Origin of the sequence: Sphingobium sp. B8D3A (genome assembly GCF_025961995.1) — a bacterium.
GTDB lineage: Bacteria > Pseudomonadota > Alphaproteobacteria > Sphingomonadales > Sphingomonadaceae > Sphingobium.
This window is the reverse complement of record NZ_JAOQOS010000001.1, coordinates 3,300,072-3,320,141: the sequence shown is the minus strand read 5'-3', so window position 1 is coordinate 3,320,141 and position 20,070 is coordinate 3,300,072. Positions and strand designations below refer to the sequence as shown.

General features: G+C 65.1%; 17 protein-coding genes and 1 tRNA gene. 6 read left to right on the top strand and 12 right to left on the bottom strand.

The features are described from left to right. Positions 1-97: 97 nt before the first annotated feature. The 6 genes from M2342_RS15375 to lepB form a co-directional block, all read right to left on the bottom strand. Positions 98-1,894: a monovalent cation:proton antiporter-2 (CPA2) family protein gene (locus M2342_RS15375; protein WP_264579717.1), complete on the bottom strand. Its 1,797-nt coding sequence runs from the start codon at positions 1,892-1,894 to the stop codon at positions 98-100. Positions 1,895-2,163: 269 nt separating this feature from the next. Further along, complete coding sequence (locus M2342_RS15370; RefSeq protein WP_264579716.1) at positions 2,164-3,063, bottom strand: 3-keto-5-aminohexanoate cleavage protein; 900 nt, start codon at positions 3,061-3,063, stop codon at positions 2,164-2,166. A gap of 106 nt (positions 3,064-3,169) precedes the next feature. Continuing rightward, complete coding sequence (locus M2342_RS15365) at positions 3,170-4,201, bottom strand: helix-turn-helix transcriptional regulator (protein ID WP_264579715.1); 1,032 nt, start codon at positions 4,199-4,201, stop codon at positions 3,170-3,172. 223 nt (positions 4,202-4,424) lie between these two features. After that, on the bottom strand, positions 4,425-5,339 hold the full coding sequence (gene era, locus M2342_RS15360; protein ID WP_264579714.1) for a GTPase Era: 915 nt from the start codon (positions 5,337-5,339) through the stop codon (positions 4,425-4,427). A 51-nt stretch (positions 5,340-5,390) separates the two neighbouring features. Next, positions 5,391-6,062, bottom strand: a complete 672-nt coding sequence (gene rnc / locus M2342_RS15355; protein ID WP_264579713.1) for a ribonuclease III — start codon at positions 6,060-6,062, stop codon at positions 5,391-5,393. Then, positions 6,059-6,877 (bottom strand): signal peptidase I, encoded by an 819-nt coding sequence (gene lepB, locus M2342_RS15350; RefSeq protein WP_181560576.1) that lies wholly within the window; start codon positions 6,875-6,877, stop codon positions 6,059-6,061. Before lepB ends, rnc begins: the two co-directional genes overlap by 4 nt. Before the next feature lie 170 nt (positions 6,878-7,047). On the opposite strand from lepB, the gene pgi reads away from it, so the two are divergent. After that, positions 7,048-8,562 carry a glucose-6-phosphate isomerase gene (gene pgi / locus M2342_RS15345; RefSeq protein WP_264579712.1) on the top strand — a complete coding sequence of 505 codons (1,515 nt, stop codon included), beginning with the start codon at positions 7,048-7,050 and terminating at the stop codon, positions 8,560-8,562. A 122-nt stretch (positions 8,563-8,684) separates the two neighbouring features. On the opposite strand, the gene M2342_RS15340 is transcribed toward pgi, so the two are convergent. Beyond that, positions 8,685-10,052, bottom strand: a complete 1,368-nt coding sequence (locus M2342_RS15340) for an MFS transporter (RefSeq protein WP_264577408.1) — start codon at positions 10,050-10,052, stop codon at positions 8,685-8,687. Positions 10,053-10,234: 182 nt separating this feature from the next. On the opposite strand from M2342_RS15340, the gene M2342_RS15335 reads away from it, so the two are divergent. From M2342_RS15335 to M2342_RS17055, 3 genes are all read left to right on the top strand, one after another. Next, complete coding sequence (locus M2342_RS15335; protein ID WP_264571248.1) at positions 10,235-11,713, top strand: FAD-dependent oxidoreductase; 1,479 nt, start codon at positions 10,235-10,237, stop codon at positions 11,711-11,713. Between the two features lie 21 nt (positions 11,714-11,734). Continuing rightward, positions 11,735-12,793, top strand: a complete 1,059-nt coding sequence (locus tag M2342_RS15330; protein WP_264573559.1) for a TauD/TfdA family dioxygenase — start codon at positions 11,735-11,737, stop codon at positions 12,791-12,793. A 124-nt stretch (positions 12,794-12,917) separates the two neighbouring features. Then, positions 12,918-14,018 (top strand): GGDEF domain-containing protein, encoded by a 1,101-nt coding sequence (locus M2342_RS17055; protein ID WP_319801096.1) that lies wholly within the window; start codon positions 12,918-12,920, stop codon positions 14,016-14,018. A gap of 34 nt (positions 14,019-14,052) precedes the next feature. Here the strand turns inward: M2342_RS17055 and M2342_RS15320 are convergent. Continuing rightward, positions 14,053-14,129, bottom strand: a tRNA-Arg gene (locus tag M2342_RS15320). Between the two features lie 132 nt (positions 14,130-14,261). Between M2342_RS15320 and M2342_RS15315 the strand changes: the two genes are divergently transcribed. Then, entirely contained in the window at positions 14,262-15,026 is a 765-nt protein-coding gene (locus tag M2342_RS15315; protein WP_413715146.1) for a queuosine precursor transporter, read from the top strand. 9 nt (positions 15,027-15,035) lie between these two features. Here the strand turns inward: M2342_RS15315 and M2342_RS15310 are convergent, their stop codons facing one another. Continuing rightward, on the bottom strand, positions 15,036-15,749 hold the full coding sequence (locus M2342_RS15310) for an RluA family pseudouridine synthase (RefSeq protein ID WP_413715172.1): 714 nt from the start codon (positions 15,747-15,749) through the stop codon (positions 15,036-15,038). Positions 15,750-16,055: 306 nt separating this feature from the next. Here M2342_RS15310 and ctrA point away from each other — a divergent pair, with 306 nt between their 5' ends. Beyond that, the gene (gene ctrA / locus M2342_RS15305) at positions 16,056-16,769 is read left to right on the top strand and encodes a response regulator transcription factor CtrA (RefSeq protein ID WP_181560569.1); all 714 of its coding nucleotides are present in this window, start codon (positions 16,056-16,058) and stop codon (positions 16,767-16,769) included. Between the two features lie 640 nt (positions 16,770-17,409). Here the strand turns inward: ctrA and M2342_RS15300 are convergent. The 3 genes from M2342_RS15300 to dcd all read right to left on the bottom strand — a co-directional run bounded on the left by M2342_RS15300 (position 17,410) and on the right by dcd (position 20,032). Then, the gene (locus tag M2342_RS15300) at positions 17,410-18,240 is read right to left on the bottom strand and encodes a 23S rRNA (adenine(2030)-N(6))-methyltransferase RlmJ (RefSeq protein WP_264579711.1); all 831 of its coding nucleotides are present in this window, start codon (positions 18,238-18,240) and stop codon (positions 17,410-17,412) included. A gap of 371 nt (positions 18,241-18,611) precedes the next feature. After that, positions 18,612-19,391, bottom strand: coding sequence for a metallophosphoesterase family protein (locus tag M2342_RS15295; RefSeq protein ID WP_264579710.1), 780 nt, complete (start codon positions 19,389-19,391; stop codon positions 18,612-18,614). 86 nt (positions 19,392-19,477) lie between these two features. Next, positions 19,478-20,032, bottom strand: a complete 555-nt coding sequence (dcd, locus tag M2342_RS15290) for a dCTP deaminase (RefSeq protein WP_181560566.1) — start codon at positions 20,030-20,032, stop codon at positions 19,478-19,480. Positions 20,033-20,070: the final 38 nt, after the last annotated feature.

The following is a 20,070-nucleotide window of genomic DNA, read 5'->3' as shown; positions in this document are numbered from 1 at the left end:
CCCCTACGCCCGTTCGTGTCGAGCGAAGTCGAGACACCATGCGCGGCTTAGGCGTGTTTCGACTTCGCTCGACGCGAACGGAACGTGGCAGTTCCCCCTAGCCGCCCTCAGCCCGCTGCGGCGGGAAGAAGGGCTCCGGCTCCGGGGTCACCATATTCCCGCGCATGAGTGAACGCCCGGCCGTGATCCCCCCGACCAGTTGCAGTTCCACCCGCTGCGCATCGCGCTCGCGCACGTCCTCGATCGCCTCGCGCGCGTCGTCCTCGTCCACGCCGAGGTCGGTCAGCACCGCCTCGCTGAAGGCCAGCGCGGATTCGAACGTCTCGCGGATCTGATAGTCGACGCCCGCCTTGATCAGGCGCAGCGAATGGCCGCGGTCGAAGGCGCGCACATAGAGCTTGGCGAGCGGGAATTCGTGCCGGCACAGCTCGACGATCTTGTCGGCCACATCCGGCTTGTCGACGCAGACGAGGATCGCCTCGGCCCGCCCGGCGCCGGAGGCATGGAGCACGTCCAACCGCGTGCCATCGCCATAATAGACCTTGAAGCCGAAATTGCCGGCCGCCTGGATCATCTCGACATCATTCTCGATCAACGAGAGCTCGAAGCGCCGCGCGAGCAGCGCCTGGCTCGCCACCTGCGCGAACCGGCCGAAGCCAATGCACAGGATGCGGCCGGTCAGGTCCTTGGCCTTGTCTACGCCGTCGAGCGAAACCGGCGCGTTGCGGCGCATCCGGTTCTGCACGATGAGCACCAGCGGCGTCAGCGCCATGGAGAGGATGACGATCGCGCTCATGATCGCTGCGATCCGCGCATCGAACAGGCCCACTGCCAGCGCGGCGCCATAGAGCACGAAAGCGAACTCGCCGCCCTGCGCGAACAGCGCTGCGCGGTGGCTTGCGGCGCTGTGGGCCGAGCCCATCAGCCGCGCGACGGCATAAATGCCGATCGCCTTGACGACCATGAAGGCGAGGACGCCGCCCAGCACCAGCTGCCACTCGCGCAGCACGGTGGAGAGATCGAGCGACATGCCCACGCTGATGAAGAACAGGCCGAGCAGGATGCCGCGAAACGGCTCGACATCGGCCTCCAGCTCATGGCGATAGCTGGATTCGGAGAGCAGCACGCCAGCGAGGAAAGCGCCCATCGCCATAGAAAGCCCGGCTGCATCCAGCAACACGGCCGATCCCAACACGATGAGCAACGCCGCGGCGGTCAGCACTTCGCGTGCGCCGGCCCGCGCGATCAGGCCGAACAGCGGATCGAGCAGCCAGCGCCCCGCCGCGATCAACGCCGCGAGCGCCGCCAGCGCCAGGCCGATGCTCTGCCAGACTGGTGGCGCGTCCTCCACACCCACCGCGCCATGGAACGCCGCCCAGAAGGCGACGAGCGCGAGCAGCGGCACGATGGCGAGGTCTTCCAGCAGCAGGATCGAGATCGCCTTCTGGCCTTCCTCGGTGCCCGCGTCCCCAGCTTCGTTCAGCATTTGCATGATGACAGCGGTGGAGGAGAGGACGAAGCCCATCGCGCCTGCCGCCGCTACGGCCGGAGGCAGGCCGGCCGCCATGCCGAGCAGGGTCAGCAGCGCCCCGCACAGCAGCACCTGCGCCGCGCCAAGGCCGAAGATCTGCTTGCGCAGGTTCCACAGCTTGCGCGGCCGCATCTCGAGGCCGATGATGAAGAGGAACATCACCACGCCTAGCTCGGCGATGTGCAGCAGTGCTTGCGGATCGTTGATCAGCCCTAGCCCGAAGGGACCGATGGAGAGGCCGGCGGCGAGGTAGCCTAGCACCGATCCGAGACCCAGCCGCCGGAACAGCGGCACCGCAATCACGCCGGCCCCCATCAGGATGATGGCCTGCCCCAGCCCGAAACCCATCGATGCGTCCGCCATGCTGTCCGTCCCAATCCCCGGCAGCCGTCAGGCCGGCGCGGTCAGCGCGGACAATCGGGCGGTTCCATGCTCGATGAGGCAGATCTCAGCAGCCCGTCCGCGCGTTCATCGACCGGGCAACCTTGGATGGTCAGTGCAGCAGAGTCAAACCGCTGCGCGTACCCTCCTAAGCCCATCCCTTTCAGGGGAGGGGTTGGGGTGGGGAGCAAGCTCGCACCTGTGCCTGCCGTCGAGGCAGCGGCACATCACTCACCCCCCACCGCCTGACTTCAGACCGCCTTCAATCCCAGCAACTCCCGCGACTCCGCCGCGCTCATCGGCTCGATGCCCATCTCGTTCATGATGCGCACCTGCCGCTCGATCAGCTGCAAATTGGTCGCCTTCACACCGCGCGAATAATAATGATTGTCCTCCAGCCCCACGCGGACATGACCGCCGAGCAGCAGCGCCTGCGTGGTGGCCGGAAGCTGGGCCGGGCCGATGCCGGAGATGCACCAGATGGACTGCGGCGGCAGGCACTTCACCATGAAGTCGAGAATGTCGGTGCTGTAGGGCATTGCGCCCTGAAAGCCCTTTTCGCCGCCCAGCACGATGTTGATGTAGTAGGGCGGCTTGTCATAGCCCTTCTGGATCAGGCGCGTCACGTCCTGAAGGATGTGATCAGGCGAGAAGACTTCCCACTCCGGCTTGATGCCCTTGTCGACCATCGCCTTGACCAGCGTCTCGCAGCGCGAGGGCGGGGTGATGACCAGCACGTCCTTGCCGCTGATCGTGTCGACCACGGTCACGCCGTCGAAGGTGCACATTTCCGCGCCGCCCTCGGTGCCCTTGAGGCGCTCCTCGAAGCTGTTCTCGAACATGCCGTCGGGCCGCTCGATGAGCATGTCGCCGCTGTTGCCGCCGCCCGTGGAGTTGTTGAGGATGATGTCGCACTTGGCACGGATGCGCTCGTTGATGTCGCGATAGATGGCCGGGTTGCAGGTGGCCTCGTCGTCCGGGCGGCGCGCGTGGATGGCGGCGATCGAGGCGCCGGCCTTGTAGCAGGCATAGACGTCGTCGGCGATTTCCTGCGGCTGGGTGGGCAGCGCCGGGTTGGCGCTCTTGAAGGTGGTGCCCCCGGTGGGCGCAATGGTCACCATGCGGCGATCGCTCATATTTCCGGCGCTCATATTTCCGGCTCCTCTCGAAAAGTCTCGTGCTGCCGCTGCTGCCCGCTTGTCCCCCGCCGGTCAAGCCATGCGCGATGGTTGACGTTGATAAAGTCCGAAAAGCCGCTCAGCGGAGTAGGCGGTTGATCAGCGCGACCAGCTCGGCTTCCCGATTGGTGCCCGTCTTCTCGAACAGGCGCTTGATCTGGATGTTGACCGTGCCAAGGCTCGTGCCGCGCTGCAGGGCGATCATTTCGCGGGAGGTGCCTTCGGCCAGCAGCATGGCGATCTCGGTCTCGGCCCGCGTCAGGCCCATCATGCGTTGCAATGCCTGGCGCTCCATCGCGCCAATGTTGCCAGCCGCGCGTACAGTGACGAGCAGCCGCGGCTCGAAGCCGAGCGCAGCGGGTTTGGCCGGCAGGCGGAAGATCTCGCACAGGCGGCGCTGGGCGATGGGGCGCTGCTGGCCCAGCCACACCCCGCAACTCGGCAGCGCCAGGTCACCTGCCTGCAGCATCGCGCCAATCTGCATCCGCAGTTCGCGCGCTTCGGCGCTGTTGGGGGCGGTCAACCGCTCGTCGCGCAGCATGATCAGGTCTTCGGCGCGGAGCAGCGCCTCGCCGGCGCGGGTAGTGGCGCACACCCGGCCCAGCCCGTCGCACACGAAAGCGGCGGTGTTCATCGTGTCCAGCGATCCGGCGAGCAGCTTTGCGCCTTCGCCTTCCAGCGTGCGCTGCATCCTGACGGCGGACTGCATTAGCGGCGCGGCCTGCGTGAAAACGGCGCGATCAGCCTCGGTGGTGCGCCCATCCTGATAGGTGCGCAGAACGGCCAGTCCGACCATCACCTGCCCGTCATTGACGAGCACCACTTGGCAGCCATGTGGCATGTTGGCGTCATGCGTGAAGTCGTCATAGATGTCGGTGTTCTGCGCGGCCTTGATGGCATCATAATGATATTCGTGGCGCACATCGAGCGGACCGCTGGCAGCGGCGACCCGCCAGTTTCCATGGGAATAATTGGCAACCTCGCTGTCAAACTGGCGGCAGAGACGCTCGTTCACCGGATCAGTGAGGAGGTTGAAGGCCAGCGTGGTTGGCGATCCGATCCCGAGCAACTGGCCGGACAAAGACCGCGTCTCTCTGGCGAGCGCACGCAAGGCGCCCTCCCAGCCGCCCTCGGTGAGAGGCGCACTCAGGATAGCTTCGGTCAGACTGGGCAGCGCTCTTCCCAAAAGCGATCAATCCTCCCACCCCCGCGACCGAGCCTCCCGGCGTTCGGTAGCGACCTAAGCTCCATGAAAAAGCAGGGTCGTGGCGTCAACCACTGGTTTCGACGCGAGGAGCGGATTGATCCAATCCGGGATTGCGCGAGGGATGGGGTCAGTCCACCCAGTCGAGACCGATGTCACGATAAACGTGGCGGTCCTCGTCCCAGCCTTCCTTCACCTTCACATGCAGGTAGAGGTGGACGGGCACGCCCAGCAGGCTCGACAGTTCGGCCCGGGCCTTGCTGCCGATCTCCTTCAGCCGCTGCCCGCCCTTGCCGAGAATGATGCCGCGCTGCGTTGCCCGCGCGACGAGGATCTGCTGGTGGATCTCTACCGACCCGTCGGCGCGCTCCTTATATTGCTCGGTCTCGACCGCGCTTTGATAGGGCAGTTCGTCGTGGAGCTGGTGATAGAGCTGCTCGCGCGTGATTTCGGAGGCGAGCAGGCGGTCTGTGGCATCCGAAACCTGATCTTCGGGGAAATGCCACGGCCCTTCCGGCACGGCGGCGGCCATGGCGGCCTTGAGGTCGACCAGCCCGTCCGCGGTGGTGGCGCTCACGAAGAAGGTCTCAGCGAAATCCACCCGCTCGTGCAGGCGCTGGGTCAGCGTGAGCAGCTTGTCCTTGGCGGCGATGTCGACCTTGTTGACGATCAGCCACTTTGTTTCGCGCCGCTGGGCGAGGCCATCGAGGATCGGCTCCATCTTGGGCCCAAGGCCGGCGCGGCCGTCGACAATCAGCGCGATCAAGTCGGCATCCTGCGCGCCGCCCCACGCGGCCTGCACCATGGCGCGGTCGAGCCGCCTGTCCGGCTGGAAGATGCCCGGCGTATCGACGAGGATGATCTGCGCGGGCCCCTCGATGGCGATGCCCATTACCCGCGTGCGGGTGGTCTGCGCCTTGGGGCTGGTGATCGCGATCTTCTGGCCGACCAGGGCATTGGTCAGCGTGGACTTGCCCGCATTCGGAGCCCCCACGACCGCGATGACGCCGCAGCGTTGATGGTCAGGCGATGGCGTTGAGGTCACTGGTCACTCCGTCGGGCGCATGGCGCGCGCTGGCTGAAAAGGGGGGGCGGGTCATGCCTTGAGCTTGGCGAGCAGGGCAATGGCGGCGGCCGTCTCGGCCTCCTGCTTGGAATGGCCCTCGCCCTGCGCCTCACCCGCACTGCGGATCGACACCGAGATGGTGAAGCGCAGGGCATGTTGCGGCCCGCTGCGCTCCAGCAGCTCATAATGGGGCGGCTGGCGGTTATGGGCGGCCGCCCATTCCTGCAGCGCGGATTTGGGGTGCTTGGGCGCGCTGGCCTGTCCCTCGACCATCGGCTCCCACATGCGGTGGATGAATGCGCGCGCGGCATCCATGCCGATGTCCAGATACATGGCGCCGATCAGCGCTTCCACGACATCGCCCAGCACATTGTCGCTCTCGACCGCGCCATCGTCGCGCGCCTGCTTGCCGAGGCGCAGATGCGTGCGCACGCCAATCTCGCGAGCAACCTGCGCGCAGCTAGTGCCGGTCACCAGCTGATTGAACCGGCGGGAGAGCTGGCCTTCCTTCTCGGCGGGAAAGCGGACGTAGAGCCAATCGGCCATCACCAGCCCCAGCACCCGGTCGCCCAGAAACTCCAGCCGCTCATAATGGGTCGCGCTGGCGCTGCCATGGGTCAGCGCCTGCTCATAGAGCGCCCGCTGCCCCGGCGCCTGACCGATAAGGTCGGCGAGCCAGGCGTCGAGATCGGCCGTGCTCAAAAGCCTTCGCCGATACGTTCAGGCCGGGCGGCGGTGAACCATGTCCAGGGCAGGAGCAGATTGGCCGAACCGTCGGTGGAGAAGAAGCTGACCAGCGCCCGCCCGATCAGATGGTCGATCGGCAACGGTCCGACGCCCCGGGCGTCGACGGGAATGCGGCTGTCGGCACTGCGGTCGCGATTGTCGCCCATGACGAAGACGTGGCCCTCCGGTACAACAGAGACGGCGCTATTGTCCGCCGGACCGTCGATAAGGTCCAGCACTTCGTAGCTTTTTCCGTTCGGCAGCGTCTCGCGATAGCGCGGGTAGCGGCAAAAGGCCTCGCCCTTGGCATCCGTGAACTCGAATTCCTCGATGAAACAGGGCGAGGGGCTGCGCTCGGTATTGGCTGCCTGCAGCATGTTGGCGGTCACCGGGATCACCAGATCATCGATTCGCCGCTTGGGAATGGCCTTGCCGTTCAGATAGACGACGCCGTCCTGCATCTGGATGGTATCGCCCGGCAGGCCAATGACGCGCTTGATCCAGTCTTCCTTGGGATTGCCCGGCGAGGCGAACACCACCACGTCCCCCCGCTCGGGCACCTTGCCCATCACCCGCCCCTCGAACAAAGCGGGCTGAAACGGGAAGCTGTAGCGCGAATAGCCGTAGGACCATTTGGAGACGAGCAGATAGTCGCCGATCAGCAGGCGCGGCTGCATGGATTCGGAGGGAATATTGAACGGCGCGATCAGCAGCGAGCGGATCGCCACCACGATCACCACAAGCTTGACGAGGAACCACAGGAAATCCCGTGTCTCGGATTTGTGGGACATCGAAGGGCAGCTTTCCAGACAGGTTCGTCGCGATGACGGGAATATAGCGTCTTTGCGGGGCGGGGGTGGCGGCGTCAAGCATTGTGGCGCGCTTCGCACGTGCAATAGGCCTGCGCATTGGATATGCCGCCCCTTAATGAAGCAACGCCATACGGGAGCGCTTACGCACCATGACCGACCCTGATCGCATCACCGCTTGCTGGACCGACATCAAGGCGGCGCCGATTCCCGATCTGCGCAGCCTGTTCCGCGACGAGGCGGATCGGCTGGCGGGCCATGTGGTCGAGGAGGCCGGCCTGCGCTTCGATTTCTCCAAGACGCACCTCACCGAGACGACGCTCTCGGCCTTCGAGGCGCTGGCACAGGCAGTTGATTTTAACGGCAAGCGCGCGGCGATGTTCGCCGGCGAGGTTATCAACGTGACTGAAGGGCGCGCTGTCGAGCACACCGCCGAGCGTGGCGAGGGCAATCCGGAGAGCGTGGCCGCCGCACGCGAGCACAAGGTGCGGATGCGCACGTTGATCGACGCGATCGAGGCCGGCGCGCTCGGCGAGATCCGCCACATCCTGCACGTCGGCATCGGCGGATCGGCGCTGGGGCCTGATCTGCTGGTCGATGCGCTTGCTCGTCATGCCGACCGCTATGACGTCGCCATCGTCTCCAATGTCGATGGCGTGGCGCTGGAGGATGCGATGGCCCGGTTCGATCCGGCCTTCACGCTGCTCGTCATCGCCTCCAAGACCTTCACCACCACCGAGACGATGCTCAATGCCGCCAGCGCGATCGCGTGGATGACGCAGGCCGGGGTGGACGATCCCTATGGCCAGGTCATCGCGCTCACCGCCGCGCCGGACAAGGCCATCGAATGGGGCGTGGACGAAACGCGCATCCTGGGCTTTTCCGAAAGCGTGGGCGGGCGCTATTCGCTCTGGTCTTCCATCGGCTTCCCGGCCGCGCTGGCGCTGGGCTGGGATGCCTATGAGGCGCTGCTAGAGGGTGCTGCGGCGATGGACCGGCATTTCCGCCACGCCCACGCCCGCGACAATGCCCCGCTGCGCGCTGCCTTTATCGACCTGTTCTATGCCCGCGTCATGGCCTGCCAGACCCGCGCCGTCTTCGCTTATGATCAACGGTTGCGGCTGTTGCCTTCCTATCTCCAGCAACTGGAGATGGAGAGCAACGGCAAGTCGGTGAAGGCGGATGGCAGCCCGGTCGATGGACCGACGTCTGCGATCACCTGGGGCGGTGTCGGCACGGACGCGCAACACGCGGTTTTCCAGCTTCTCCATCAGGGCACGCATGTCGTGCCGGTGGAGTTCGTCGCGGTGACCGAACCGGGCGACACGCTCGACCCTGCCCATCACCAGACGCTTCTGGTCAATTGCTTCGCGCAGGGCGCCGCGCTGATGCAGGGTCGCGAGAATGCTGCCGATCCGGCCCGGGCCTATCCGGGCAACCGTCCCTCAACAACGATCCTCATCGATGAGCTGAGCCCGCACACGCTGGGCGCGCTGATTGCCTTCTACGAGCACCGCACTTTTGCCAATGGCGTGCTGATGGAGATCAACAGCTTTGACCAGTTCGGCGTGGAACTCGGCAAGGAGATCGCCAAGTCCATCGAACAGAATGGCGCGCAGGGCTTCGACCCTTCGACCATGGCACTCATTGAGCGCGCACTCGGCTAAGCGCGCTTCAAATCCTCCCCATATATGGGGAGGTGGCAGCGCGCAGCGCTGACGGAGGGGGCGGGCGAGACCCCCTCCACCGTCTTCGGCGGTCCCCCTCCCCGCGAGCGGTGAGGATCTCGTTAAGCCGCCGCAGTGCCCGCAGCCTCCGGCGCCGGGCGTTCCGGCCGCTTGAGCAGCATGTTGATCACGAGGATCGAGAGGAAGAGGATGAAGGGGCAGATCGCCGCGAGCGCATAGGTACGCACGGCGGGGATGCCGCTTGCGAGGATCGCGCCGCCGATGAGCGGGCCGACGATGCCGCCGATCTTGCCGACCGCCGATGCCCAGCCGCCGGCGCTCGCCCGGATCGCGCTCGGATAATAAAGCGCGAGCTGGCTGATGATCGCCGCATGGCAGCCACCGACCAGCATGCTCTGCACCACGATGGTCGGCAGCAGCATCGCGCGCGGAATCCATTCCATGCCGATGCCGACGGCCATGGGCACGATGAGGAGCGTGCAGGCAGCCGCGAATTTGAGGCCGTAGCGGGCAGAGAAGCGCATGATGACCACGCCGGCAACCGCGCCGAGCAGCGCGCCGATGGCCGAGACATTGGCGGCGGTTTCCCGCGCCACGTCCATCCGCTCGAGCACCAGGGGGCCGAAGGCGGACTTGAAGAAGATGCCGAGGGCGCTGGCGCCATAGCCGATCCAAATGATCGGCGTGAGCAGGCGCAGATTGCCGACGAACAGGTCGCTGAAGCGGAAGTTGCGCTTGTGCTTGCCTTCGTCGGCCAGAATGAACTGGTCGTCCGCCTGCACGTCGATGCTCTTATCCAGCCGCTTGATGGTCGCGACGATCAGCTCGGGCTTGATGCCCTTGCTGGCCAGGAAGCGCGGGGATTCCGGCAGGAAAATCGCGATGGCGAGCGCGCAGACGACCGAGCCGATGCCGCCGGCGAAATACACGCCTTCCCAGCCATGGAACGGCGCGATCATGTTGGTGAGCGGGGCGGCGGCCGCGCTGCCGAGGCTGAAGCCCATCATGATGAAGGCGATCACCGTGGCACGCAACTTGGGCGGCACGAACTCGACATTGAGCGCCCAGGCGAGCGGCAGAGCGCCGCCAATGGCCAGACCATCGAGGAAGCGCAGGGTGAGCAGGGCCGGATAATTGGTCGCGAAACCGGTGAGGAAGGTCAGGATGCCAAAGGCGAAGGTGCACATGATGATGGTCGGGCGGCGGCCGATGCGGTCGCCGACATAAGTGAAGATCAACCCGCCGACGACCATGCCCACTGTGCCGGCCGAGAAGGCATTGCCGATCTCGATGTCCGTGAGCTGCAGCTCGTCCTGCATGTAAGGGGCGGTGAACGACATCATCATCATGTCCAGCCCGTCGAACAGCGTGACGAGCCAGGAGAGCATGATCAGCAGATAGTTGAAGGGCGTGAGCTTGCGTCCGTCGAGCAACGTCGCAAGATCAACCGTTTTTGCCGCTCTGGCCATACCGCAGGCATCTCCCTCTTCGCGCAGATTATCCATATCTCGCCGTCCTTTGCCGGGACCGCGATCATTTCGCTACCTGTTTAGCTACATCTGAACTAATAATTAGCAAGCTCTCTATACACGAGCGAAAATTTGTTGCCTTGACTATGAAGCAAGGCGAATCAGTGAGGAGAGAATGTCAGATGGCTGAAGAGCAGACGCCGAAGGTCCGTCAGGTTCGCCAGTCGGAGGATCGTTTTCTGGCCTCTGACGTGTTCGAGACGGGTGGTCGGGTGCTGCCGCGGGCCAATGGCACGGGGACCTGGGTCGAGCCTGCACGCGAGATTCCGGTGTATCACAGCTGCGACGTGCTGGTGGTCGGCGGCGGGCCTTCGGGCACGGCGGCGGCCTGGGCGGCGGCGCAGGCCGGGGCCGATGTGGTGCTGATGGAGCGCTATAATCATCTTGGCGGGCTTTCCACCGGCGGCCTCGTCATCTGGATCGACCGGATGACCGACTGGACCGGTCGCCAGGTCATCCAGGGCTTTGCCAATGATGTGCTCGGGCGCTTGCCCGCCGCTGGCCTTGCCGGACCACCGCGCGCCGACTGGGGCTCGCGCGATCCCAAGAAGGCGAGCTATTGGGGCCAGCGCACTGCGGCCTTCCACGGCACGGTCTGCTGGTCGCCCACGCTCGATCCCGAGCGGTTGAAGCTGATCAGCCAGGAGATGCTGCTGGCAGCCGGCGTGCGGCTGGTGTTCCACAGCTGGGCAGCGGTGCCGATGGTCGCCGATGGCAAGGTCGAGGGCGTGGTGTTCGAATCCAAGGCCGGGCGTCAGGCGCTGCGCGCCAAGGTGGTGGTCGACACCACTGGCGATGGCGACATCTTCGCGCGCGCCGGGGCCGAGTTCGACACCGACATCGAGGAAGGCGACGTCCACCACAGCGCCAACACCGGCTTCATGCTGGGCGGTGTGGACATGGACCGCTGGCTGGCCTTCCGCGCCAATGAGCCCGAGCAATATGCCGAGTTCGCCAAGCTCGGCCGCGAGCGGCTCGGCTTCTTCCAGCCGCCTTATGTCTCCTGGCGCAACGACATCGCGCTGTTCCTCGGCCCGCGCCAGTCCGGCCTCTCGGCGCTGGACGTGGATGACCAGACCGAGCTGGAGATCCGCTCGCACCGCTTCATGCAGACGCATTGCGAGTTCTTCCTCGAGCATGCGCCGGGCTTCGAGCAATGTTATATGCTGCAGAGCGGCTCGCAGCTTGGCGTGCGGCACACACGGCGTCTGGCCGGCATGGGCAAGATCCTGCGCAGCCAGTGGGCCGACGGCATTGCGCTGCCTGACGAGGTTGGCGTCAGCCCTTCGGTCAGCCTCAAATATCCGGTGATCTCGGTGCCCTATGGCGCGCTGGTCCCGCGCAAGCTCGATGGCTTGCTGGCGGGCGGCAAGCACATCAGCTGCGATGCCAACTCGCATGGCTTCATGCGCGAGATCCCGCAATGCTGGCTGACCGGCCAGGCCGCCGGTGCTGCAGCCGCGCTCAGCGTGAACGCCGGCGTCCAGCCCCGCGCGCTCGATGTGACCAGCCTGCAGGCAGAGTTGCGCAGGCAGGGCGTGTTCCTGCATGACCAGGCAGGCAAGATGCCGGAAGCCGAGCAGGCCGCCGCGGCGGAATAATCCCGTGAATTGAGAGTATTGATGACTGACAGCGCGACCCTATCCCGCCCCGAGCCGAGCGAACTGACCCGTCTCGGCAAGCCCTCCGGCGCATGGACCGGCACGCTCGGCGGGGGTGCCGAGGGCCTGACCCGGCGGCTGGGACCGGCGCAACTCGACGCGCTCGACGCTGCCGTCCGCGCCACGCAGGGCCGCGCGCCAACATCCGTTACGCGGGAGGATTTCGGCGCGCCGGCGATCGCGAGCCTGATGGCAGCGGTGAATTACGACCTGATGGCCGGGCGCGGCGCCGTGTTGCTGAGCGGGATCGACATCGCGCGCTACGATCTGGAGGCGTTCCAGCGCCTGCACTTCGGTCTTGGGACGCATCTGGGCCGTGCCGTGGAGCAGAGTGCGCGCCACGATCGCATCGGGCTGGTGCGCAAGGAGCCCAATCCCGAACGGCGCGGCTATCTTAACGATACCGAGCTCGGGCCGCACACCGACTATCACGAAATCCTCAGCCTGGCCTCCGTCGTCACCTCGCCGGAGGGCGGGGTGAGCGGGCTGGTCAGTGCCGCCGCCGTCTATGCGGCGATCCAGGCAGAGCGACCGGACGTCCTGGCAGTGCTGGAGGAGGGCTATTATTACCCGACCAGCCTGGAGAGCGTCACCGATTACAAGGTGCCCAGCTTCTCCGTGATCGACGGGCATATCGGCATCTACAATTATGTGCTGTTCATTGTGCAGGCCGCACAGATCAGGGGCGAGCCGGTGCCGGAGCGTTTCGTGGAGGCCTTGCGCGTCCTGATGCGCATGGCGGCGCGGCCGGAGCTGAAGGTGTCCTTCACCCTGCAGCCGGGCGAGATGATCTTCTGGCACAATTTCCGGGTGATGCACTCGCGCACCGGCTTTACCAACACGCCCGGTCGCGAGCGGCTGCTGCTACGGCTCTGGCTGGAGGCGCACGAGCGCTACCCGCTGGCGCAGGGCTATCGCGAGATCGGCCGCCTGCTGGAGCAGCAGCATGCGCAGGGCTGGTCGATGCTCGTCAATAGCGATGAAAGCCTGCGGGCCGCCGGAACCTTGATCCGCGGATAACGCGCCAACTCCGCGCGTAGGGAACCACTGCGCCGTCTTGGCATTTCCCGTCTTTTCCGGCTCCCGGCGAACATTCTCGGCGCCCGTGTGTTTTGCTGGTACAAAGGGGCAGGGAAGAGGGCCAATGATCAACCGGCAGGTGCTGCTCGCAGACAAGGTGTATGTCGAACTGGTGCGCAGCCTGTTCGTCAATGTGACGCCGTCTGCCATCATGGCGGTCGCCTTTACCCTCAGCGTCGCCCTCATTGTGAACGAGACGCGGGACCGGCTCACGCTGACGCTCGGCGTGGCCGGGGTGCTGGCGATGGGGGTGCGGATCATCGTCACGCTGCGTTTGCGCGGACAGGCGCTCGCCAGCGATCTTCACCCGGTCCGGGCCAGACAGCTCGAGCTCATGTTCCTCATACCCCAGCTCAGCTTTGCCCTCGCGCTTGGCCTGTTCAGCGGGCTTGTCATCCTGCAGAAGTCGGACGGGCAGCCATTGATGGTGTGTCTGGTCGTCGGCTTCTGTGCCGGCCTCGCCGCCGGGTCGGGCCTGCGCCCCCCCGTTGCCGTGCCGGGCATGCTGGCGGCCAGCCTCCCCACCGCTCTGGCCGCCTTTATCCGTGCCGATGCTATGTCGATCGCCACCGGCGCGTCCATTCTCGCCTTCCTCTATGCTGGTGCGCAAAGTCTGGCGACGCGGCATGAGTCTGCCGTGACAGGCATCAGCAAGCGGCTGACCTCGGGATCATTGGCCCGGCGCGATCCTTTGACCAACCTCGCCAATCGCCTCGCCTTGCGCGAGCGGTTCGATGAGGCCGTGGTCCTCAAGCGGGGAAAGGGGGTCGTGGCTGTTCATTATCTCGATCTTGACGGGTTCAAGCCGGTGAACGACACCCACGGACACGCCGCCGGCGATACGCTGCTGCAGATGGTCGCCAAGCGGCTGAGCAGCGCCATCCGCAGCGAGGATATCGTGGCGCGGCTGGGCGGCGATGAGTTCGTCATCGTGCAGTTCGGCCTCGACAAGGCGGAGGATGCCACACTGCTGTCTGATCGCGTTGTTCGCGCCATCGCGCAGCCCTTCGTCATCGAGGGGAATCGCATCCGCATTTCCACCTGCATCGGCACCGCGACCGCGCGCGCCGAGGAGAGCCACATGGAAGTACTGATGCGCGAGGCGGACGAGGCGCTCTATGCCGCCAAGCGACGGCGCGCTCAGGCACAGGCGGCGCGGGCGTAGTTTCCGCGGCCTTGGCCAGCGCCGACGGAAGGAGTGGCGACCCCGGCAGGATTCGAACCTGCGACCATTCGCTTAGAAGGCGAATGCTCTATCCGGCTGAGCTACGGGGCCACGGAACGATCCGCTAACCGCATCGCCAGGCGTCTGGCAATGGCAAAGCGATGCCGCGCGCGGTTTTGCGTGGGAGCAAGAGGCTGCAAGATCGATTGCAGGGCGCGATATCGCGCGGCATAGTCCCGCGCCATGGCTGCTCCCTCCGACGCCCCGTCCGCCGCGACTCCGCCCTCGATCGCTCCCCATTCGATCGCTCATGTCGATGCCAGCGCGCTCGCCGGGCACAGGCTGCAATATTATGATTTCGTAATGGCGGCCTTCGTCGCGGTGCTGCTGCTCTCCAACGTCATCGGCGCGGCCAAGCTGGCGAGCCTGTGGGGCTTCACCTTCGGCGCCGGCATCCTGTTCTTTCCTTTAGGCTATGTGCTGGGCGATGTGCTGACGGAAGTCTATGGATACGCCCGCGCCCGGCGCTGCATCTGGGCCGGCTTCGCCGCGATGCTGTTCATGGCCCTGATGAGCTGGGTGGTCGTCTCGCTGCCCCCGGCGGACGGCTGGGACGGGCAGGCGGCCTATGAGTCGGTTTTTGGCCAGGTGCCGCGGATCGTCTTCGCCTCGATCTTCGCCTTTTGGGCCGGTGAGCTGACCAACAGCTTCGTGCTCGCCAAGATGAAGCTGCTGACCAAAGGCAAGCATCTGTGGACCCGCACCATTGGCTCGACCATCGTCGGGCAGGGCGTCGACAGCTTGCTCTTCTATCCGCTGGCCTTTTATGGCCTCTGGTCCACCGATCAGGTGCTGACCGTGATGGTCACCAATTGGGCGCTGAAAGTGGGCTGGGAGGCGGTGCTGACGCCGGTCACCTATCTCGCCGTCAATTTCTTCAAGCGGCGCGAGGGGCTGGATGTCTATGATGAGCAGACCGATTTCACGCCCTTCAAGGCGCAGGTTTGACCAGCCCTGTTAGCCCTCGGCCGGTGAAGGCGCGTCCCGGTTAAGCGCCTCGGCATCTGGGAAGCCCGCCGCTGCAAACGGCGCCGGGGGCGGGGCTTCGGCCTCGACGGGCGGCTTGCCTGCGCGCGGCAGCTTGAGGCTGACTGCGTGCAGCAGCATCCGGCCATCCCATGGCGCCCCGGGTGGCGCGGAGGGGTAATAACGGTCGCCCAATATACCGAGGCCGAGGCCGTGCAGGGCATGGGCGCGCAGCTGGTGCGTGCGCCCGGTTTCGGGGCGGAACTGCACGAGCGCGCGGCCATCGCGCGCCTCCAGCAGGCGCCAGCGCGTCACAGCCGGCTTGCCCTTCGGGTCCGGCTGCATCCGCCAGCCATCCTCGCGCGTGCTGGTCTTGCCCAGCGGCAGATCGATCACCCCTTCGCGCTCCGCCGGCACGCCGTCCAGCACGGCAAGATAGACTTTCTCCACCTCGCGCGCTTCGAAGGCCTGGGTGAAGCGCTTGGCAGCCTTGGGATTACGGGCGAGCAGCAGGCAGCCGCTCGTGTCCCGGTCCAGCCGATGCACCGCCACCGGCCAGCGCTGGAAGCCGAAGGTCAGGCTGTCGAGATGATTTTCCAGGCTCAGCGCGCCGTCGCGCGGGCGGTCGACGGGCAGGCCCGCCGGCTTGTCCAGCACGATGGCCTCGCCATCCATGAAGATCACCCGGTCGGTAAGGGGGGACAGATCGCCCGCGGGCGACCCTCTGCGGCTGTTCCGGGGATTATGGGTAAAGGACATGGTGCCTCCCTAGGCGCTATCGCCCGCAGGGGGAAGACGCAGGGAGGGATGGCCTCCATTTACTTGCCATTGGCGGAGGGAGCCGCATTGATTCTCACTCCATTAAGCACGCAAACGGCCCGCGACTCGTGCTTTCAGGCCAGTTTACGTAAAATTAACCTTTTGCGTTCACTCTTCATATGGTTAATAGTTACTGGTGGTTGGATTGAGTGACGAGCAGCTCTCCGGCCAACTGAGCAAAGGGGCTGGTGTATGCGCGTGTTGCTGATCGAAGACGAACCGACGACTGCCAAAGCTATCGAGCTGATGCTGACCACCGAGGGGTTCAACGTCTACACGACCGATCTGGGCGAAGAAGGCCTCGATCTCGGCAAGCTCTACGATTACGATATCATCTGCCTCGACCTGAACCTGCCGGACATGCACGGCTATGACGTGCTCAAGAAGCTCCGCGCCTCTCGTGTGCAGACCCCGGTCCTCATTCTCTCCGGCATTGCGGAGATGGACAGCAAGGTCCGCTCCTTCGGCTTCGGTGCAGACGATTACGTCACCAAGCCGTTCCACAAGGAAGAGCTGGTCGCGCGCATTCATGCCGTCGTCCGCCGCTCCAAGGGCCATTCGCAAAGCGTCATCCGCACCGGCAAGCTGTCGGTCAATCTCGATGCCAAGACCGTGGAAGTGGATGGCAATCGCGTCCACCTCACCGGCAAGGAATATGCGATGCTGGAGCTGCTCTCGCTCCGCAAGGGCACCACGCTCACCAAGGAGATGTTCCTCAATCATCTCTATGGCGGCATGGACGAGCCGGAACTCAAGATCATCGACGTGTTCATCTGCAAGCTGCGCAAGAAGCTGAGCCTCGCGTGCAGCGGCGACAATTACATCGAGACCGTCTGGGGCCGCGGCTATGTGCTGCGCGATCCCGACGAGATCATCGACGAGCTGGAGACGGCGCAGGTCGCCTGACTTCACGCTGCGAACGGGATTTATGGCAAAGGCCGGCGGGGCGATACGTCGGCCTTTGCTACGTGGGCCTCGTCGAACCGGTGGACGCGGGATAGGCGTGCAGAAACCCAGCCGCATGCGGGCAGCCTATACGCCCCTTATACCGGACACGCCCGACCTCCAAAAACCACCACGTGCTCCTGCGAAGGCAGGAGCCCAGGGCGAACAAGCACCTCGACTGGATCGGCGCGCGCCAGGCAGATGCAGTCTTGGACGGAATAGCGGCCTCGTCATCTGCGACCGAAAACGGCATCCGGACGATCCTTCTCTCCTATGGAGCTTGGCTGGCCTGCGGCTCGCAGGAGGGGCGGGGGGGGCATGGGAGTGAGTGACCGAGGCGTTGCTGCACCACCCCAACCCCTCCTCTGAAGGGGAGGGGCTAAGACTGCTTCCTAAACCCAGCACGGTCATCCGAACGGCGGCAAATTGCCTCTGCTCTAAAAGCTGCCTGTCCGGGCACGACACCGTAGCCCCCACTCCCTCCGTTCGTCCTGAGGAACTGCTGAGCCTGTCGAAGCAGCGTATCGAAGGACTGGTCTTGCGCGGACCCACCGGAAAACGTCGACTTTCGGCCCACTGCCGCCCCGGATCGAATTTTACCCTAATCCCCCAACCAATCGGCTATGATCTCGCCGCGATGCCCCTCCGGTGCCAGCGCGGCGCGCAGGGCTTCCAGCAGCGGCGGCAGCGCCTGCGTGAAGGCGTAGGGCGGGTTCACGATAAAGAGGCCCGCGCCGTTATAGATGTCTGGCTGATCCCGATCGTACAGCCAATGCTCCACCATCAAGAACTTCGGGATGCCGAGCTTGCGGAGTTGGCCTTTCCACCGCTGATGGGTGGCGCGGTCTTTGAGCGGATACCAGATCACCGTCACGCCATGCGCCCATTTGCGGTGAGCGGCGGCGAGGGTGGCGGTGATGCGGGCGCGTTCGTCCGTCTGCTCATAGGGCGGGTCGACCACCACCACGCCGCGCGAGGTGCGGGGCGGTACCATCGCCAGCCAAAGCTCGTAGGCATCGCGCTCGTGCACGGCGGCGGACGTGCCGCGCATCACCCCGCGCAGAGAGTAAGCGTCTTCGGGATGCTTTTCGTTGAGGATCAGCAAATCCTGCGGGCGCAGAAGCTGCGCCAGAATTTTCGGCGATCCGGGGTAGAGGCGCGGCTCGGCTCCCACGTTCACCGCCTGCACGGCGGCGCGATAGTCGCTCAGCAAGGGGTTAGGATCGGCAAAGGCGCGCAGCACGCCGTTCATGGCCTCGCCGGTGCGTTGGGCCTGCTCGCCGCCAAGGTCGTACAGCCCGCAGCCGGCATGGGTATCGATCAGGGTCAGGGCGCCCGGCTTCTGCTGCAAGGCCCGCACGAGGGCGATCAGCAGGCTGTGCTTCACGACATCGGCGCTGTTGCCGGCATGGAAGGAATGGCGATAATTCATGGTGATTCAAATTCCTGACACGCGCTGCCGGGCGGGCACGCGCGGCGACCGACAAGGCGCTCGTATAGCGTGAGCGGAAGCCTTTAAAGCAGTTGCGCGCGGCCTCAAGCCCGTGGCGATGGCCCTCGGCGTGATCGCATCATGTGCTCAGAACAGACGCGCCGTTCGTGTCGCGCCCTCCGACTGCCCGCAGGCGAGCGCTCGGGATGAACTTCAGCCTTTGGCTGAAGTCGAGACACGCGAGGCCTGTGCCAACCGTGTCTCGACTTCGCTCGACACGAGCGGAGCGGTGGGGAGCCGTAGGTGACGGGAAGCCAGGGCAGCCGGGCTGCACTCATCGCAATGTCTGCGCTGTGCCCGACGGAGCCGACCTAGCCCCCCGATCTACCGGTCGAGAGAAACCACCGCTCCGTGCCCTCAAGTCCGGCCGCTGTCAGCACGCCGGACTTGTACGCGCCGGTGTCGATTCCCATCCGGTTCTCGCGCTGCTCAACCGCCTCGGTGATCGAGTGGCCATGGACGATGAAATAATCGTGCGGTTCGTCGTAGAACAGGAATTCCTCGCGGATCCAGCGCAGGTCCTTTTCGTCCTGCTCGTCCAGCGGCACTTCGGGCCGGACGCCGGCGTGGACGAAGGCGTAGTTGCCGATGATCGCCTTGTCCGTCAGGCCGGCGAGGAAGGCGCGATGCGTATCCGGCACGGCGCTCGTCAGCCAGTCGCGCAGTTCCCCCAGCGTCATCGTATCGAGATCGGTCTCGCTCGCGCCATAGGAGAGGAGCGTCTCGCGGCCGCCGATGCGGGTGAGGAAGCGCAGCGCGCTCTCATCGCCCTCCACGGCCATGGCGAACACTTCTTCGTGATTGCCGCGCAGGCACAGGATGTTCGGCCACCAGTCGCGCAGTTGCAGCACATAGTCGATCACGCCCCTGCTGTCCTGCCCGCGATCGACATAATCGCCCAGGAACACCAGTTGCGTGCTGCCGGTCGGGCCACGGCTATGGTCGTCGGCCGCGATCAGATCGATAAGTTCGAGCAGCAGATCCAGCCGGCCATGAATGTCGCCGATCGCGTAGACGCGGCGGCCCTCGCCCAGGTCTGGCGCATGGGTCAGAGGTTCAGGCTTTGACTTGGATTTGAAGAGGCCAAACATGTGCCTCTCCATATAAAACGAGCGGGCGCGATCCGGCCAGCGCAATCGTGCTTAGCAAAAGCTTTCCGGCGACAGGTTGGCCCCCGTCAGAGCTTGGGCAGCGTCACGCCGCGCTGGCCCATATATTTGCCGGCGCGGTCGGCATAGCTCGTCTCGCACGGCTCATTGCCTTCCAGGAACAGGAACTGGCAGGCGCCTTCATTGGCGTAGATTTTGGCGGGTAGCGGCGTGGTGTTGGAGAATTCCAGCGTCACATGGCCTTCCCAGCCCGGCTCCAGCGGCGTCACGTTCACGATGATGCCGCAGCGCGCATAAGTGGATTTGCCGAGGCAGATCACCAGCACATCGCGCGGGATGCGGAAATATTCCACCGTCCGCGCCAGCGCGAAGCTGTTGGGCGGGATGATGCACACGTCCGTCTTGCGGTCGACGAAGCTGTTGGCGGCGAAGTCCTTGGGGTCCACCACGGCGCTATCGACATTGGTGAAGATCTTGAAATCCTCGGCCACTCGCGCGTCATAGCCGTAGGAGGAGAGGCCGTAGCTGATGCAGCCCTCGCGCCGCTGACTTTCCACGAACGGCTCGATCATGCCGTTTTCCTGCGCCTGACGGCGAATCCATTTGTCGGAGAGTATGGCCATGGGGGCGTTGCTAATCGCTCGCCGCCCCGAATGCCAGA